Genomic DNA, 18,824 nt, shown 5'->3' with positions numbered 1-18,824 from the left:
AATTTTATGGATATAGTAAAAGCAAGCCAAGATTTTATGTAATAGCCTCACAATCATTCACCGTTCTTGCAAGTGATAGCACTCTCACTTCTTTTGCACCGGAGTTTAAAATTTCCTGAGAGCAAGATCTTACAGTTGCTCCGGTTGTTACCACATCATCAACTAATATCACGATTTTATTTTCGATAATTTTCTTGTTGCTTGTTTTAAAAGCCTTCTTTAAATTTTTTTCACGCTGTTTAAGTGAAAGACCAGCTTGAGGCGCAGTATGGCGAAGGCGTTTTATTGCAAATGGCGTATAGGATAAATTGGACAACTTACTCAATTCTTTTGCAAGCAGTGCTGCTTGATTATATTTACGTTTAAACAAGCGCATTTTATGTAACGGTATAGGGATTATGATCTCTGCGTTCTGAAATGTATCCTGATTAGCTTGGTGTATCCACTTTGCATAGATTTTTACGTAATTCAAATTATCAAAAAATTTGAAATTTATAATCATGTTTCTACTATGTTGATCATAAGCAAAAACTGATCTTAATACTTTAAACGGTGGAGGATTGATGATGCACTTACCACACGTATAAATATTGTCTGAGATTACTACGCCACAAACATTGCAGTAATGCTTAGTTAGAAAATTGATTTTTTTGTTGCATTCACTACACAGATTAAGATTTTCATCAATGATACATTCGCAACTTACGCATACGCTTGGAAATATGAGATTTGTAGCTTTTTTTAGTAAGAGAAGGTTCACAACTCATTAAATATATTATAAAATAATTTATATAGTATAGCTAAAGTAACTTAAGCTTACACTCTTTCACTTTTTATTCCATTTCAATATAGTTCAAACTGAGCCACTGCTGGGTGCTGTAGCTAGTGCAAGTCAGGTTTTCCTACGTCATACCGCCGCGGTATCTCTAGATCCCGCTAACAAGCAGCGGGATGACGAATTTGTCGTTTATCAAATCGTCGGTAAACCTAAGTCACTTTAGTTATAGTATCAAACATAAAGGTTGCAATATTATGTTGGCTGCTAAAATAGCACCAAGTGCACACAATGAATACACTTTCTCTGCCCTGTGACCCACGTTTATCATTATCTTGATAATACTTGTTATAATTGTCTTTACTCTCAACTCCACAAATTACATCTTTCACAGGTCCTAGCACATTATCAACGTAACGTACAGATTTATAGAAACTATTTTCTGGAACTAGTGTGTTATCTTATGCTTTCTTAGCAGGTACAACTCCATATTCAACGTACCTTCTAAAGTATCGATATACTGACATTCTTATCTCCAAATCATAAATATGCAACCTAGCCTAATATAATTAAGAAATAGTTTATAATAAATACGTTTTAAGATACCTGCCTGTAACACTTTCTGGAATTTTTACCACTTCTTCTGGAGTTCCAGTAGCAATCACTTCTCCGCCTTTTATTCCGCCCTCTGGTCCGATGTCTATTATATAATCTGCAGTTTTTATAACGTGCAAATTGTGCTCGATAACTATAACAGTGTTTCCCAGATTGACTAATCTATGGAGTATTTTTAGTAAGTTATTTATATCTTCAAAGTGTAATCCAGTTGTTGGCTCATCAAGAATATACAATGTTCTTCCGGTAAATCGTTTTGATAGCTCTTTGGACAGCTTTATTCGTTGTGCTTCACCCCCAGACAACGTTGTTGACGACTGTCCGAGTTTTATATAGCCAAGCCCTACTTCCTGCAAAGAAACCAACTTTTCTTTTACCATTGGAAGGTTTTCAAAAAAATCACAAGCCTGATCTATCGTCATATCAAGCACATCAGAGATTGATTTTTCTTTATAAGTAACTTCCAATGTTTCCCGATTATACCTTCGCCCTTTACATTGCTCACACTTCACATAAACGTCCGGTAGAAAATGCATCTCTATCTTTAAGTGCCCATCACCTTTACAAGCCTCACACCTTCCCCCTCTGGTATTAAATGAAAACCGGCCTATATTATATCCCCTTGCTTTTGACTCCGAAAGACCTGCAAACCAATTTCTTATATGAGTGAACATACCAACATATGTTGCTGGATTTGACGCAGGAGTTCTACCAATTGGCGACTGATCAACTTCTATAACTTTATCTATATATTCAAGGCCTTCTATTCTATCACACTGACCATACCTTGCAGACGAATGATGTATCTTATGTGCTGAATATTTATATAACGTTTCTATGACTAAACTTGATTTTCCCCCTCCTGATATTCCAGTAACACAAATAAGATTCCCTATAGGAAATTTAACGTTTACATTTTTTAAGTTATTTTCACATGCATTTATTACTTTTATGAACTGAGTTGCTTGCTTTCTTCTCCTTGGAATTAAAATTTTTTTCTCTCCACTCAAATATTGCCCTGTTATGCTCCCTGAATTTCTTTGCACCTGGTCTGGTGTTCCTTCTGCAACAACTTTTCCACCATTTACGCCAGCTCCAGGACCAATATCAATCGCATAATCAGCAGCCATTATTGTATCTTCATCATGCTCAACAACGATTACAGTGTTACCCATGTCTCTTAAGTTTTTTAGTGTGGCAATTAACCGATCATTATCACATTGATGAAGGCCAATCGAGGGTTCATCAAGAACATATAAAACCCCCGTTAATCCTGAGCCAATTTGCGAAGCAAGTCTGATCCTCTGACTCTCACCGCCAGAGAGAGTGCTAGATTCTCGATCAAGCGTTAGGTAATTCAACCCTACATTCTTTAAAAATGTTAGCCTCTTGATTATTTCACTTAGTATTTTATTTGAGATTTGCTTCTGTTGTTCTGTGAGCTTGTCTGGCAAATTTTCAAACCACTTAAGGGATTCATCGATACTAAGCCCTGATATTTCACCTATATGTTTGCTATCAATTTTTACTGTAAGCGCTTCTTTTCTCAATCTATAGCCAGTGCATTCTCTGCAGTGAGTGACAGAGCAATATCGCTCAACAAGTGTTTCATCATAATCCATCTGGTTCTCCAAGATACTGATCAAACCTTGAAATTTATTAGAGCCAAAGAGTATCATATCTTTTACTTCTTGATCTATGTTCTTCCACGGAATATCAAGGTTAAATTTGTAGTTTTCAGCCAGTGATAGAATTGCACTTTTTAGAAATCCATAACCTGTGTGCACTTGGCGGAACATTGATCCCACTGGCTTTAAAGCACCCTCAGATATTGAAAGAGTTTCATCCGGTACTATTAGCTTTATATCAACACTTAGTTTTTTACCAAGCCCATTACACGAACCACATGCACCGTAAGGGCTGTTAAAAGAAAATAATCTTGGTTCTATTTCCTCAAGAGTGAAACCAGACTCGGGGCATGCAAAATTCTCTGAAAAAGTCAGAATTTGACCATTTTTATACTCGGAATTATGGTTGTCAGGTAGGCTTACTATTTCTACATACATTAGACCATTACCAAGTTTTAGTGCGGATTCTATACTACTTGGCAGTCGATTTCCTATATCGCCCAATATTGATATTCTATCTGCAACCACAAAAACGTCGTGTTTCTTGTTCTTATCGAGTTTAGGCAAGTCATCTACATTGTACACTTCACCATCTATTTTGAACCTTACGTAACCTTGTCTTTTAATTTCCAATATCTCTTTAAGATGTTCTCCCTTTCTACCACGCACAACAGGGGCAAGTATATATATCTTAGTTTCTAAAGGTAACGCAATTATAGTGTCTACAATTTGAGACACCGTTTGTTTTGTTATTGGTAATCCAGTTGCAGGTGAATAAGGAACTCCTATTCGTGCATATACTAAGCGCAAGTAATCGTAAATTTCGGTAACAGTTCCAACTGTTGACCTTGGATTTTTTGAGATCGATTTCTGGTTGATAGATATTGCAGGAGAGAGACCTGTAATCGACTCAACATCTGGTTTATCCTGAATGTTGAGAAATTGACGCGCGTAAGCTGACAGGCTTTCAACGTACCGGCGTTGGCCTTCTGCATAAATCGTATCAAATGCAAGGCTAGACTTGCCAGAACCACTTAGCCCAGTTATAACAACTAGCTTATTTTTCGGTATATTGACGTCTACACCTTGCAGATTATGTTCCCTTGCGCCCTTAACTCTGATAAAATCGTCCATATTATACCATATAACGTATTAACCATTATAGCCTCAAAATACGTGAATTTATAGTGATATATTGATTTTCTATTGATTTTTTCAACTGTTACGGAAAATTAGGCAGCGTTTGATAAATCGTCATTCCGCTACTTGTTAGCGGCTGAGATACCGCGACGGTATGACGGTTAAGTAGGTCAGTGCCCCTATGATGTCATCCCAGTGTCAAGCACATAGCTGTACGAACGTTGTAGTTTAGGAGCAATTCCCACCAGTGGGCCAGTGCCCAGACACTGGTTCTATGCAACTTAATTAAAAACGTTTGTTTTAGCGTAAGACAACTACCTTTAGCTCATCAGCTCAGTTATAAGCAAAATTTCTGGATTCCAGACTGGAATGACACCATTTGCTGTGCAATTTACCTTCAAAAATGAATGTTCGTACAGCTATGTGTCAAGCACTGGGATGACACCATTCTTTTTTCTGGATTCCAGACTGGAATGACACCCCCCTGATAGGCTCAAATCATAATGTTTGTACAGTTGTGGGTTTAGGCTACCTATAAATTCTAAACTGTTGTTACGCACCAAATACACCCCTAGGACCCAAAGTCAGTTTAGCTATATCAGAAAACAGGTTATGTGGAAATCTTAAAATACTTCTTGTTTGCCAAGCAAAATAAATACATTCCTACAAACAAACAGATGCTCAATACTGACGCATAAGAAAACTTAAAAATTAAGTCTCTAGTATATATTGATAGGCATTTACCTGCAGAAAATTTGTATAGTAATCCAACACATACAACGGCACTATCAACCACTGATGCTATAATTAAAGTAATGAAATTTGCCATATGAAAATTCAACTTGGACTTCAATTTTTCAAAAATAATTATGCTTGAGAGAAGAGATACTAAAATTGCAGTATATGAAATCAATATCATCAAATTAAAACTTTGCCATTTAAAAACACAACATAGCGCTGTACACACTATTAAGTTGTACGTAGCTTTGCTTCTGCCATAAAATTCAACCATTGAATTTACAACTAAAGCAGCTCCCACAAATAAGGCAGCACATATCATCAATTTATTTGAAGTGTTGAGTAAAGAAAGACTGATAAACAGGAGTATCGATAAAATAGACATAATTACCTACCCAAAATTAATAACATACATTCATTCTAAATAAACATTACATATAGTAAAAGAGTTATTTAGCATAATAAGAAAAATATTTTATATTAGCATGCCACATCTTTCAGATCTACTTTTAAAACATCCTTTATGTTTAGCACCTTTTTCTCTGTTACTTTGCCAATACATGAATAAACTGCACCTTCAAACAATTCTTCAAACCTCTTCTGATTTTGTGGTGCAATAGTAACCAAAATTCTACTTTGCGATTCAGAAAACATTATTATCTTGTTTATTATGTCTGTATTTTGTATTTTTCCTATTGGCACTAGTGAAAGATCGATTTCAGCACCAAGGTCTCCTGCAATTAGCGATTTTGCCAGAGCAATAACTAATCCGCCTAAGTTTGGTGCAATTGCAGAGGCAATTATGCCATCTTTTATTGCCTGGTTGTAACGCTCATACAACTTCCTAGCGCTCTTTGCATCAACTTTTGGTACGTTGTTATTACCTATTCCACTATATAACTGATATTCAGATCTACCAAGTTCATCAAGTGTTTCTCCAAGCACATATATCAAGTCCCCTGGCATTTTTACATCAAGCGATACCGCATTTTCAATATTTTCTATAATTCCAATTGCTGAGATGAGTAATGAAGGTGGTGCAGAGATTATCACTTTCTCGCCATTTTCATCATATCCCTTGAAGTCATTGAACATACTGTCTTTTCCGGATATGAATGGTGTTTTAAATGCAGTTGCGAAGTCGTAACAAGCCTCTGCAGCTTTCTTTAGTTGCCACAACCTTTCTGGATTATAAGCATCACACCAACAAAAATTGTCGAGCAACGCTAGATGATTTATATTTCCTCCTGCGGCTACATAGTTGCGTATCGCGGTGTCAATTGCACATGCTGCCATGTGGTAGGTGTCAATTTCTCCATAACTTGAGCCAAATCCTTGCGATTTTACAACACCTTTATTTGAAGAAAGGATTGGCCTTGAAACAATAGCTTCACTGCACACTCTTCCCTTGCCCTGCAGTGGTTTCAGCACTGACGACCCTTGAACCTCATGGTCATATTGCACCACTATGAACTCTTTGCTGCAAATGTTTGGTCTGCTCAGCATTTCTTTTAGTTCAATTGCTAAAGAAGGCGAACTTGTTGTCATTCCAGCGCATAGCGCTGGAAGCCCCTTAGACCACGGTTTCGTCTGTAAATGCACTTTGGGATTACCATCATGCAGAAATTCAGTTTCGATGTCCATTATTACTGTCCCTTCAGGACATTTAACAACAGCTTTACCACTCTCATTAAACTCTCCAATCACACAAACCTCCACATCATGTTTTTTCATGATTTGCTTAAACATAGGGAGATTTTCTTCTGGCACTGCTAAGGTCATTCTCTCTTGTGATTCTGATATCCATATTTCCCACTGAGCCATACCATCGTTTTTAAGGAGAACCTTGCTCAAATCAACTTCAAATCCGTCTTTTCCCATTTCACCAATAGACGACGACAGCCCACCTGCTCCGTTATCCGTTATTGCATTATAAAGATCAAGATCTCTTGCTTTTATGACGGCATTGGATAATTTTTTTTGTGTTATAGGGTCACCAATTTGCACAATTGTTGAAGGGCTATTTCCCGATAAAGCCTCTGAAGAGAACGTTGCACCGTGAATTCCATCTCTTCCAACTCTTCCGCCAATAATTACAATCTTATCGCCATTTTTTGGTCCTTTAATGTGTGAAGGTGCATTATTTATATTGCGTGGAATAATTCCAATGCTTCCGACAAAAACTAATGGCTTGCCACAAAATCTATCGTCGAAATATACCGATCCAAGTTGTGTTGGAATACCAGAGCAATTACCAGCAACATTAACACCGTGAATCACTTCTTTCATTATATATTTTGGCGGTAAGATCTCATCAGTGCGCTCTTTATCCCTATAAAATTTGCCTTTTGCTTCTTTGGCAAAGCAAAAGTAATAGGTATTCATTATAGGCTCTGCGCCTTTCCCGAAACCCACTATATCGCGATTAACTCCAAGCACTCCGGTCATTGCTCCACCAAATGGATCAAGAGCTGAAGGGCTATTGTGAGTTTCAACTTTATCTACAATCAAGTAATCGTCATCAAAAATTATTCCTCCTGCGTTGTCGGAGAAAACTGACACGCATATGTCAGAATTTATCTCACGCGTTGCACGCTTAATATAATGAGCATATAGACCGTCTTTTATTTCATCAATAGGGGAGCAAAAAATATTGTGTTTACAATGTTCAGACCAAGTCTGTGCCAGAGACTCAAGTTCAATATCATATGGATTTCTACCAAGTTTTTTAAAGTAATCCTTTATAGCTTTCATTGCTGCCAGCGAGAGCCCTAAAGTGCCATTACCATCGATTCCATCTCTGCTGATTTTCTCAAGTTCTTGGTCACTTACATTTAAATCAACAGATTTAGCCCCATTACTACTTGATATCACTCCAGTGCTCTCTTTTGTCATCCCAGCCTTTTTTTCTGTCATCCCAGTGCTTGACACTGGGATCCAGAAAGAGAAAACGCAGATTCCAGCGTCACGCGCTGGAATGACACCGGAGTGGGTATTTAATGACTTATATTTACCATAATATTTCCAGCTATAGTTATTATTTTCTTTACAGATAAGTGTGCAATACTCAGTGATGGGGTTGAACTCTTGTTTTATATCATCTTCGGTTGGTAAATCTCCTTGACTTAGAATCAATTTTGAACTTCTTGCTTTGATCTCAATTGGTGTCATTCCAGCGCGTGACGCTGGAATCTGCGTTTTCTCTTTCTGGATCCCAGTGTCAAGCACTGGGATGACAAAAGAAGGGGCTGGGATGACAGGCTGGTCGATATAGCCTTTGCTTATTAAATACTCTCTAACAATTTGTTTCACTGTGTTGCCTACATTATCGGTCATGCCAGGTAGGAAGCTTATTTCCAAGCCCCACTTTGCTTGTGGTTCTATGAAATCATACGGAACTTCTTCAAGGTTTTCATTGTAGGAATAATAACGGCAGTCTTGTATGACTTTATTATAAAATAGCCCGCAAATTTCTTCATATAATTTGGATGGTAATTCTTTGCGTATGTAAATCGAGTAAACGTTGACTAACCATCTGCAGCCAATTTGCTCGCATTTATTTAAAACTTCTATTCTAATGTTTGCCATGTAATGTTATAAAAAATTTTAATATATAATAGCATACAAGCACGTTTATATTTTGAATAATTTCTATACAATAAAATATTGTATTAATTGTTACTGTTAGTGGGAAGAGTTTTTACCGTTAATGTGGATGAATCTCTTTTTGATGTGCTGGTTCAGCACATATTTTTTGAATATGAAAGAGAAAAAATTCCTGAAGTAAAAATCATACTTCCTTGCAAGAGGGATGTGATAGCGCTGCTGAGTGCATTCAAGAATCATAACGCTAAAAAATGCATAATTTTGCCAGAGATAGTTTCGCTAGAGAATATTGATGAGGAAGATTTAATATTAAATCTTGATAGGGTTAAAGTTATCAAGCCAACAAAAAGGACACTGCTACTCATTCAATTCATATTGGAGTGGAATAGAAAAAATAATGATAATTTTCCAATTGATTTAGCTTATAGCCTGCCATCACTGCTTGATAAAATTCAATCTACCCAAACAACGGATTGTTATCAATTTGATGAACATTCAAAAAAAATAGAGAATTTCATAAGCTTACTCACTGAGACTTGGAGTAAAACTTTAAAAGATTTAGAAGTAGTAGATATATTAAAACATAAGAGTGATTACATAAACAATATGATAATCTCTTTACAAAAAGACCAATATATAATCTTTGTTGGAATTGGAAAGGATAAGTCGTTAATTAGGGCTATATATGATCTGCCATTTGGAAAAATAATTTTGCCTAACTTGAATTTGAAAATTAAAGAGAAAGACTGGAAATCGCTTGATAAAAAACATTATCAATATTGCCTGAAAGATCTGCTCGATTATTTAAAAGTGGATAGAAGGGATGTGAGTTTTCTGCCAGAAGCGTGTTCTCCAGTGCCCAGACACTGGGATCCAGAAAACTTAACTTTAAATGAGCGCACCAGGTGGCTGTATAATGAAAACTGGATCCCAGTGTCAGCTACTTGGATGACAGAAGAAAGGGCTGGGATAACAGGAAGTCCTGAGGAATATCTAGATTACGTCTTTGATACAACTGCCGATCTAAGCAAAGTTAGTAGTGGACATGTTGGCAATATTGAAGTCATCACTTGTGATTCCAGAGAGGAAGAAGCACAAGTGACATCATTAATTATAGAAAATGAAGGTTATGAAAACATTTCTTTGGTCGTCTTTGATAAATTACTTGCAGCTCGTATAGCATGTTTATCAAGGCAACACAGTGCCATACCGGAAAATTACCCTTATATAACGCTTCTGCTTTATAGTATCGAAGTTTTGACCTCAAATTGGAGCAGTGTGTCATTACTTTCGCTCCTTAAACATAGGCTAGTGACTTTTGGTTACACTCAAGAAGAGTACACTCGGATTTTATCTGAATTTGAAATAGAGATATTACGCAACTTTAGTACAAATGGTCTGAGCGATATTATAAATGCTATCAATGCCCATAAAAAGCTAAAATACAAAGAAGATATATTACTTATTATCAGTAAGTTAGAGATTATATTTAATCCTTTACTTCGTTCTATAAATTGCTCTATTTTCGATGTGGTAGCAACTCATTTGCAGTGTATTAATATATTATCTGGTATAAATTTTTCAGAGCTAAATAGTGAAATAGGTAATTTTACCTGTAATTTCTCAAATGCATGTGAGGGTGTAGGAATTAAATGCTCCTTAGAGTTATATAGCCAAATTCTGACCTTATTTTTAGAGAAAGAGTTTTTCTTTGTAGCAAGTGACTTGAATAAATTCAGCTTATATCACAACAAAGTTGTAATACTTGCTGGATTTAATGAAGCGCCAAGCTTTCAAAGTCCGCTTTTGAATGCACTTACGAGAGAAAAATTTAATCTTCCTTCTGCACAAGAAGAGCAGGGGTATTTTTTTTATACTTTACACAATTTGTTTTGTGCAAGTAAGGTTTATATTACAAGATCGCTAAGCCATAGAAAGCCAATTCTATTGCAGCGTTTGGAAATTCTACTCAAGGAGGGGAAGCAGCCGTATCGTGATTGGCTAAGGATATTAAATACGCCTGAATGTACTGTTCCATGTACTCAGCCTATGCCAAAACCTCAAACCGAAGTTAGAAAAGAAAAAATGCAGGTGATGTCTTGCAGTGCAATAGAAAAGCTAATTCGTAATCCTTATTCATTTTACGTTGAATATATACTGGGTCTTAAACAATTAAGAGACTTGAATTTCAAGCCATCGATATTGGAATTTGGCACTATGGTACACAACATTCTTGCAAGATATTTACGCAACAAAAAATCTCCAATGAGCATTGCACGAGAAGCATTCTCGACTAGTCAGTTTAATTTTTCAAATATGTGGTGGGTAAGACTACAAAAGATAATTCAATCTTTTGTCGAATTTGATGAAACTCGAAGCAATTATGTTGAGTTGGAAAAGAACTTTTCCTGTCCGATATTTCATATTCCAGCGCGTGACACTGGTTCTTGTGATCAGTATGAAACTGCTTGGATGACAAATAAGCCACAAGAAATTTCACTGATAGCAAGATGTGATAGAGTTGAGTATCTACCAAGTGGGCAAGTGGCAATTATAGACTATAAGCTTGGTACACCACCTTCCAATGAAGAAGTAATGTCGGGATTTTTTCCGCAATTAATTTTACAAGCCTTAGCGGTAGAACATATAACAAAAAGAGAAGTCTCAGAACTTGCTTATTGGAAACTTGATTATGATAAAATAAAAGTTATTTCTATACAAAATTATAGATACAAAATGCAAGAATTAAAAAATGATCTGCCTGGTTTTTTATCTAACTATTTAAGTAATTCCACACCCTTTATTGCCTCTCCATATTTTGATAAATTCCTGAGATTTAACAGCTATAAACAGCTAGAAAGGGTAGGAGAGTGGTTGTAAATGGTGTCATCCGAGTACCTGACACTGGTTTCCATCCAAAAGGGTGTCATCCCAGTGCTTGACACTGGGATGGCTTTGTTGCATCACACTTTATGAGATGGTGATTTATGGTAAATTCATGTAACTATCTCAAATTTAGCCATACCAATATCAGTGAATTTATTAAGCAAATAGCATTTAGTTCTTTTTCTCGATTTATCTCAGATTTATTCCTAAAACTAAATCCGAATATTTGCTTTAATCTTGAGAAAAACCCTTCAATATAAGATCTTTTCCCATAATTTACTTCTTTTTTCCATTCTTTCATGCCATCTTCACCGTATAATTTTATTAACCTAATAGCAGCATTCCTGTCAGACATATAATCTATTTCTGGATGTTCTGCCGCATTGTTTATTGGTGGAATTTTTGTCTTTATATCATATTCGTTACACAACTTATAAAACTTGTGCCTATCACATGCTCTATCTGCATATAGTGCTTTTATGGCATGCTGAAAATCAACTTCTTTTAGCAAATCACAAGCTCCATAGTGATCAGCCGTTACTGTATTTTACAGCTATGGCTTTTTTGTTGTTTATATTCAACATTACGTGCAATTTTCTCGTTTGCTCATAGCCACGATATTTTCTGTCAGTGCTATTTTCCTTGCTGTGTGTTGTTGTATATACTAATTCCTGTACTGTCTATAGCAATTTCGATATCTTCCATATTAGAGGTTGTCCGGAAACAAGTAAAAGGCTATAATATCTGAAATTTTAGTACGGGGTAAAGATGAGAAAAAAGTATCCAACAGATCTAAGCGAAAGGGAATGGGCAAGAATAGAAAAACACTTCAGAGTATCATACAAGAAAGGAGGAAGGCTGCCAAAGTATAGCAAAAAAGAAATATTAGAAGCAATTTTCTATGTATTGCGTACAGGGTGTCAATGGCGGTATTTACCAAATGATTTTCCGCTATGGAAGACTGTGTATGAGCAGTTCAGGCAATGGAAGAAGCAGGGAATTTTTGAGAAAATGAATTATGAAATTACAAAATATAGTAGAAGAAAAATAGGAAGGAATGAGCAGCCGAGTGCCTGTATAGTAGATAGTCAATCTGTAAAGACTACAGAAAAGGGGGGATCAAAGGCTATGATGGAAGTAAAAAAGTAAAGGGTAGAAAAAGGCATATAATTACAGACACTCAGGGTTTTATACTAGGTTGTTACGTAGGCGCTGCTAACGAAAATGATAGAGATGGTATTAAAATAGCATTAAACAATATGAGAACAAAATATACTAAAGTTAAAAAAATGTGGGCTGACATGGGATACCAAGGAAGAAATTTAAAGAATCACATAAAGGAAGAATATGACATAGATATTGAAATTGTTAAAAGGCCTCCATGTAGATTTTGGGTGCACAAAGATACGCCACCTGAGCTACTACCAACAAGAGAACAAGGGTTTAAAGTACAGCCAAGAAGATGGGTTGTAGAAAGGACTTTTGCTTGGGTTAATAGGAATAGAAGGCTATCGAAGGAGTATGATTTACTCACAACATCCACTGAGAATTTCATATACCTAGCTATGAGTAGGGTTATGTTAAAGAGGGAATATGCTTGAATTTACTAGTTTCCGGACAACCTCTACTACATAAGGCCTAATTTCCGGAAGATCAACTTTTTGGTGAACATAAGGTTTTTCGCATATTACAAGCTCTCCTCCGCATTCGCAAATATTAGGCAACTCTATTTTTACTACTTTATCCGCTTCCATTGTAGCATGAAAATTTCCTTTATGCCCAACCTGATCGCCAACATTCCTTTCGCTTTTTGGCTTGTCCTTTTTTGTTTTGTACAATTCTTTAGAGCTCGGTAGAGATGAATTTTTCGAGTTTAAACCAAGCCTTTCCTTTAATTCAGCGTTCTCTATCTTTAAAGCTTTATTTTCTGCTTTTAAGTTTTCTATCTCTGCTTTCAGTTTTTCTATTTTTTGCTGTAAATTTTTGCAAAGTTCTCAAAGGTTTACCACATTACCTCACTTTTGCTCTATGATTATCTTTTTAGATCACTTTGTCTACCTTATTCTACCACTCCGCTGAACGGATACCTTGGGTTAGCTATAGCTAACACCACAATTGTACTAACATTGTGATTTGAGAACAACCTTCACCAGAAAGGGTGTCATTCCAGTGTTAAACACTGGAATGACGAGAGGTAACGCAAGAAGTTTACTCTTAATAAAAACCTGATGATGAATCATTATTACCAAATTTCGGCCTATTTCTGTTGCTGAAACCAGAACGAGGACGAGGAGGCCTCTTATGGTGACTTCCTCCAGGTTTTCTACTAAATGAATTATTGTAATAATTATCCCTGTCATTTGGACCATCTTTCCTTTCCTCGTTGTAAAGCTCACCTTCAAAAAACTCTCCCGTCTCTTGATCAACCCGACGTCTTGACAACTTTGGACACCCACCTTTTTCGAAGTCAATTACTAGTGCTTTGAAAGTATCATCTTGTTTAAGTACGCTCTCTATAGAATCTATATGTTCATTAGCTACTTCACTTATGTGCATTTTTCCTTTTCTGCCATTAAGAAATTCAAGCTCTACAATAGACTTCTCTATTCTTACAACCTTGACATCAACTATAGAACCTTGTTCTAGTTCTGTTATTGAATCAATCATCATACTCTTTGCAATTTCAGCTTCAGTGCCACTCGTAGCAAAAACAGAAACTTTACCATCATCTCCTATTTCAATTTTTGCATTACTTCTTTCACACACACTGCGTATATTTTTCCCCTTAGAACCTATAGCAGCAGAAATTTTGTCTTTATCTATGTAAAATGATAACATCCTTGGTGCATGGTCTTTGACATCATCACTGTGTTCTGAAATCACTGCATTCATTTTTTCTAAAATATGTAATCTTCCAGCTTTTGCCTGTTCTAAAGATTTTTCAACAATTTCAAAGCTTATACCAGAAATTTTCATGTCCATTTGTAGCGCCGTAACTCCTTCACTAGTTCCTGCTACTTTAAAGTCCATATCACCAAGATAATCTTCATCACCAAGTATATCGGAAAGTATTACATACTCGTCTTTATCTTTGATGAGACCCATAGCAATTCCAGCAACAGGGGCCTTTATTGGCACACCCGTATCCATTAAAGCAAGAGAAGTCCCACAAACTGTTGCCATAGAAGAAGAACCATCAGACTCCAAAATTTCGGACACTACTCTTATTGTATAAGGAAATTCAGACTTATCGGGTAAAACAGGATGAATTGCTTTCCAAGCAAGTTTGCCATGACCGATTTCTCTTCTTCCTGGTGCACGCGCAGCAGAAGTTTCTCCAACAGCAAATGAGGGAAAGTTATAATGCAACATGAAATGCTCACGTCTATCCCCTTCAATATCATCCACAATTTGCTCATCTTGAGTGGTGCCAAGAGCAGTAACAACCAGTGCCTGAGTATTGCCTCTTGTAAATAGTGCAGAACCGTGAGTTTTGGACAGAATATCAACTTCAACTTCTATCTGACGTATCTCATCATGCTTACGACCGTCTATCCTTACACTTTTCTTCCTAATTATTTCACGTACTAAAGATCTTTCAAAGTTTTTTACTGCATACGTAATTAACTTTTCGTCTTTTCCAGTTTCTTTAAGAGTATTCAATATATTCTCTCTGATCGCTTCTAGAGCTTGAACTCGCTCTTGTTTTACTGTTTGCGAATATGCTTTTTCAAAATCTTTACCGTATTTTTCGAGCTCTTGTGTTATATCTGATGCATCAATAGGGGCAAAGCTCTCAGGTTTATTGCCAATTGTATCAGCAAACTCTTTTATGAGCTTAATGACAGGCTTAAGGTGTTCATGGCCAAATTTTATTGCATTAAAAACATTTTCTTCAGAGAGCTCTTTCACTTCTGATTCAACCATTAAAATTGAATTTTCATCACCAGACAAAAACAGATCCAAGCTGCTTGCTTTCATCTCTTGAACAGAAGGGTTGAGTATATAGTTATTATTTTCATCACAACCAACCATCACTCCAGCTATAGTAAAGTGAAAGGGAACACCAGAAATTGCAAGAGCTGCAACAGCACCAATCAATGCTGGCACTTCAGGAGGATTGACTGTATCATAAGTTAATAGATTGCACACCACACTAATTTCATCATGAAATCCTTCTGGGAATAGTGGTCTTATACTTCTATCTATTACTCTTGAGATTAAAGTTTCTCTATCAGATGGCTTGCCTTCTCTTTTAAAAAACCCGCCAGGGATCTTACCCATGGCATAGCTTTTTGCGATAAACTGCACATTTAAAGGTAGGAAATCAACGCTTTCTTCCTTCTTTTTACGTACAACAGTTACTAAAACAGAAGTATCACCGTAATTTACAACTACTGAACCATGAGCTTGGCGTGCTATTTTTCCTGTTTCTAAAGATAAGGCACGACCACCCCACTCTATAGATTTTTTTATAATTTTAAACATATTAAATTCCTCGATTATTTTCTAATGCCTAACTTCTCTATTAATTCCTGATAGGCTTCATTACCAAATTTACGCTTTATATAATTTAAGTGCTTGCGTCTTCTACCTATCAATATAAGTAAACCACGCTTAGAGTGATGGTCATGCTTGTGCACTTTAAAATGCTCAGTTAAGTTACTGATCCTCTCGGTCAAAATTGCACATTGTACAAAAGATGAGCCTGTATCATCTTCTTTAATTGCATATATATTTATCAAACTCTTTTTCTTTTCGGATGTTATCGACATCTAAACCTCATTTTAAATATTAAAAACACGAATAGGTTTCACACAACCATAAATAAAACTGCAGATTGCAATAGGTACACTACCCACCACCGTACAACAAATATCATGATTCTTTAAATTACGCAAGTTATTTAATACAACTTCCTGACCTTTTCTGATTTTCCCCGCATCTTCTAGGGAAATTTCAACTTTGAACATCGATTTTAAAGCCGATTCAATGGGGATGACGAAACTTTTTGTATTACTCCCTGTCACTCCATCATCTTCTGTCATCCCACCCCCCTCTGTCATCCAAGTAGCTGACACTGGGATGGCTTTGTTGCATCGCTCTTCGGATAGTAGGTAACGCACAATAAATTTATGAAGCTATCTCAAATTTAGCCATACCAATATCAGTGAACTTATTGAGCAAATAGCATTTAACAAGTAGTTCCTTCTCTCTATTTGTCTCAGATTTATTCCTAAAACTAAACCCGAATGTTTGTTTCAGTTGCGAGAAAAAACTTTCTATATAAGATCTTTTCCCATAATTTACTTCTTTTTTCCATTCTTTCATGCCATCTTCACCGTATAATTTTATTAACCTAATAGCAGCATTCCTGTCAGACATATAATCTATTTCTGGATGTTCTGCCGCATTGTTTATTGGTGGAATTTTTGTCTTTATATCATATTCGTTACACAACTTATAAAACTTGTGCCTATCACATGCTCTATCTGCATATAGTGCTTTTATGGCATGCTGAAAATCAACTTCTTTTAGCAAATCACAAGCTCCATAGTGATCAGCCGTTACTGTATTTTACAGCTATGGCTTTTTTGTTGTTTATATTCAACATTACGTGCAATTTTCTCGTTTGCTCATAGCCACGATATTTTCTGTCAGTGCTATTTTCCTTGCTGTGTGTTGTTGTATATACTAATTCCTGTACTGTCTATAGCAATTTCGATATCTTCCATATTATTTTCTGCAATCATTTATCTTAATATTAAGTTTCTTTTGATGCTTGTGAATAGCTGCAAATCTCTTCCTATTTGTTGCAAATACCCTTTTATAAACCCGACTGTTTGTCTTAAACCAATTCTAAAGAAACTGACGATTATATGCACCAAAATCACAACTTTATCACTATAAATATAGTTGCCGCCCTGCATTTTTGGACAATTCTCGTACCAATTTTCTATGGCGTCATTGATATAACAAAAAATGCTTCCTCTTTCTTGGAGAAATTTGTTATATTCATGGCAGTTACTGACTCTCATTTTTTGTGGCATATTTTTTCTTCAAGGTTAAATGGCTATTTATAATGAATTTTGTCAGTAACTGCCAGTTCTTTTCGCTTGAGCGATGCAACAAAGCCCACTGGGATCCAGTTTCACCTTGTGATGGTGTCATGAAAGTAGCTGACACTGGTTTCCATCCAAGACGGTGTCATTCCTTACTATTACCCACAAATATAAATGGACTAAAAAGTAAAATATTACAATATTAAAGTTTGCAAATATTGAGGGTGTAAAATGGCAAGTAAAAGTAGTGAATGGGCTAAAAATGAATTTGGAGATAAAAGGTTAACTGAGCGATTAGTAAAGATTGCTGATATGTTTGACAAAATTACCTGAAAGTTAGATTAATCAAGCATGTGAAAGTTGGTCAGAAGCAAAAACAGCATAACGTTTTTTTCAAAATGAGAATGTAAAAGAAAGTGATATTTTAGCTACACATATTAATAAGACGGTTGAGAGAACAAAAGCTCACAAGAGGGTTCTTGTCATTCAAGATACCAGTTACATTGTATATAATAACCATAAAAAAACAAGCGGATTAGCAAATTTGTCCAGTTATGATACTGCAAAAGGTATTATAATGCATACAGCTCTTGCCGTTAGTATAGAAGGTTTGGTACTAGGGATACTAGATCAAAAAGTTTATTCAAGACCTGAAGAAACTGAGAACCTTAAAAAAAAGAGCGATCGCATTGAAGATAAAGAAAGCGTAAAGTGGTTGGAAACTTTAAGAAAAACAAATAATATTATTGATCCAACTCAAACTGAGACTATAACTGTATGCGATAGAGAAGCAGATATATATGACTTTTTTGAGCTTGCACATAATCTTAATTCGGCAGTGCTAGTTAGAGCATGCAGAGATAGAGCAGTAAATAGAAAATCTCGATATCCTGAAAAAGGTGAGCAGAAGTTATGGGCATTTATTAAATCCTCTCATTGTGCAGGTACGGTAGAAGTTGAAGTTCCTGTAAAAGATAATAAGCCAAAAAGAACAGCACGTTTGGAAGTTAGATTTGGAAAGTTTATGATGAATCCATCTAAGAATAATATTAGGCATAAGACGGAAGAACTACCTAAATTACCACTTTATGCAGTTTATGTTGTTGAGAAAACTCCCCTTCCCTTAAAAAAAACCGCTAGAATGGATGCTATTAACGAATCTTTCAGTTAATACTTTCGATGAAGCTGTTGAAAAAATTAGTTGGTATCAACTATGTTTTTTAAAAATTTTTTTATTTGTGTAATTTTGCAAATTATATGGGCAATAAAAACCCGTTTGTCATAGAAATAGAATTTTATATCAAACAGCTACCACAGCAATTTCTGCTTAAGCTAATGAATATGTGCTTTAAGTCTGTGTGGACGCACATATTC

Annotated in this window: 10 protein-coding genes and 4 pseudogenes; 3 read left to right on the top strand and 11 right to left on the bottom strand. The window is 35.9% G+C overall.

All coding sequences use genetic code 11. From position 1 onward, the window contains the following. Positions 1-34: 34 nt before the first annotated feature. From ACQH3L_RS06185 to ACQH3L_RS06170, 4 genes are all read right to left on the bottom strand, one after another. Positions 35-760, bottom strand: coding sequence for a ComF family protein (locus ACQH3L_RS06185; protein WP_208571762.1), 726 nt, complete (start codon positions 758-760; stop codon positions 35-37). Positions 761-1,356: 596 nt separating this feature from the next. Next, positions 1,357-4,152: an excinuclease ABC subunit UvrA gene (gene uvrA, locus ACQH3L_RS06180; RefSeq protein ID WP_425384778.1), complete on the bottom strand. Its 2,796-nt coding sequence runs from the start codon at positions 4,150-4,152 to the stop codon at positions 1,357-1,359. A 616-nt stretch (positions 4,153-4,768) separates the two neighbouring features. Next, a complete protein-coding gene (locus tag ACQH3L_RS06175) occupies positions 4,769-5,281 on the bottom strand; it encodes a hypothetical protein (protein ID WP_022626376.1) in 513 nt (170 codons plus the stop codon). 95 nt (positions 5,282-5,376) lie between these two features. Further along, a complete protein-coding gene (locus ACQH3L_RS06170; protein ID WP_425384777.1) occupies positions 5,377-8,484 on the bottom strand; it encodes a phosphoribosylformylglycinamidine synthase subunit PurL in 3,108 nt (1,035 codons plus the stop codon). A gap of 99 nt (positions 8,485-8,583) precedes the next feature. Here ACQH3L_RS06170 and ACQH3L_RS06165 point away from each other — a divergent pair, with 99 nt between their 5' ends. Further along, the gene (locus ACQH3L_RS06165) at positions 8,584-11,382 is read left to right on the top strand and encodes a WPE palindromic element domain-containing protein (RefSeq protein WP_425384776.1); all 2,799 of its coding nucleotides are present in this window, start codon (positions 8,584-8,586) and stop codon (positions 11,380-11,382) included. Between the two features lie 116 nt (positions 11,383-11,498). Here ACQH3L_RS06165 and ACQH3L_RS06160 read toward each other — a convergent pair. Next, positions 11,499-12,099, bottom strand: a pseudogene (locus ACQH3L_RS06160) (transposase); the annotation flags it as partial. A 57-nt stretch (positions 12,100-12,156) separates the two neighbouring features. Between ACQH3L_RS06160 and ACQH3L_RS06155 the strand changes: the two are divergent. After that, a protein-coding gene (locus ACQH3L_RS06155) for an IS5-like element ISWpi1 family transposase (RefSeq protein WP_264374449.1) occupies positions 12,157-12,989 on the top strand; the annotation gives its coding sequence in 2 pieces (ribosomal slippage) (positions 12,157-12,526 and positions 12,526-12,989; 834 coding nt in all). A 21-nt stretch (positions 12,990-13,010) separates the two neighbouring features. Here the strand turns inward: ACQH3L_RS06155 and ACQH3L_RS06150 are convergent. The 6 genes and pseudogenes from ACQH3L_RS06150 to ACQH3L_RS06125 form a co-directional block, all read right to left on the bottom strand. Next, positions 13,011-13,355: pseudogene (locus ACQH3L_RS06150) on the bottom strand (DUF6444 domain-containing protein); the annotation flags it as partial. A gap of 247 nt (positions 13,356-13,602) precedes the next feature. Then, entirely contained in the window at positions 13,603-15,876 is a 2,274-nt protein-coding gene (pnp, locus tag ACQH3L_RS06145) for a polyribonucleotide nucleotidyltransferase (protein WP_095742791.1), read from the bottom strand. Between the two features lie 14 nt (positions 15,877-15,890). Further along, on the bottom strand, positions 15,891-16,163 hold the full coding sequence (gene rpsO / locus ACQH3L_RS06140) for a 30S ribosomal protein S15 (protein WP_006279944.1): 273 nt from the start codon (positions 16,161-16,163) through the stop codon (positions 15,891-15,893). Between the two features lie 12 nt (positions 16,164-16,175). Further along, positions 16,176-16,514 (bottom strand): hypothetical protein, encoded by a 339-nt coding sequence (locus ACQH3L_RS06135; protein ID WP_231115842.1) that lies wholly within the window; start codon positions 16,512-16,514, stop codon positions 16,176-16,178. 7 nt (positions 16,515-16,521) lie between these two features. Continuing rightward, positions 16,522-17,438, bottom strand: a pseudogene (locus ACQH3L_RS06130) (IS5 family transposase). Further along, a complete protein-coding gene (locus ACQH3L_RS06125) occupies positions 17,413-17,559 on the bottom strand; it encodes a hypothetical protein (protein WP_425384775.1) in 147 nt (48 codons plus the stop codon). Before ACQH3L_RS06125 ends, ACQH3L_RS06130 begins: the two are co-directional and overlap by 26 nt. A gap of 122 nt (positions 17,560-17,681) precedes the next feature. Between ACQH3L_RS06125 and ACQH3L_RS06120 the strand changes: the two are divergent. Beyond that, positions 17,682-18,664, top strand: a pseudogene (locus ACQH3L_RS06120) (IS4 family transposase); the annotation flags it as partial. Positions 18,665-18,824 lie beyond the last annotated feature (160 nt).

Source organism: Wolbachia endosymbiont (group A) of Sturmia bella (assembly GCF_964030905.1).
GTDB classification, from domain to species: domain Bacteria; phylum Pseudomonadota; class Alphaproteobacteria; order Rickettsiales; family Anaplasmataceae; genus Wolbachia; species Wolbachia pipientis.
The sequence above is the reverse complement of the archived record's forward strand: the minus strand, read 5'-3'. Positions and strand labels throughout refer to the sequence as shown.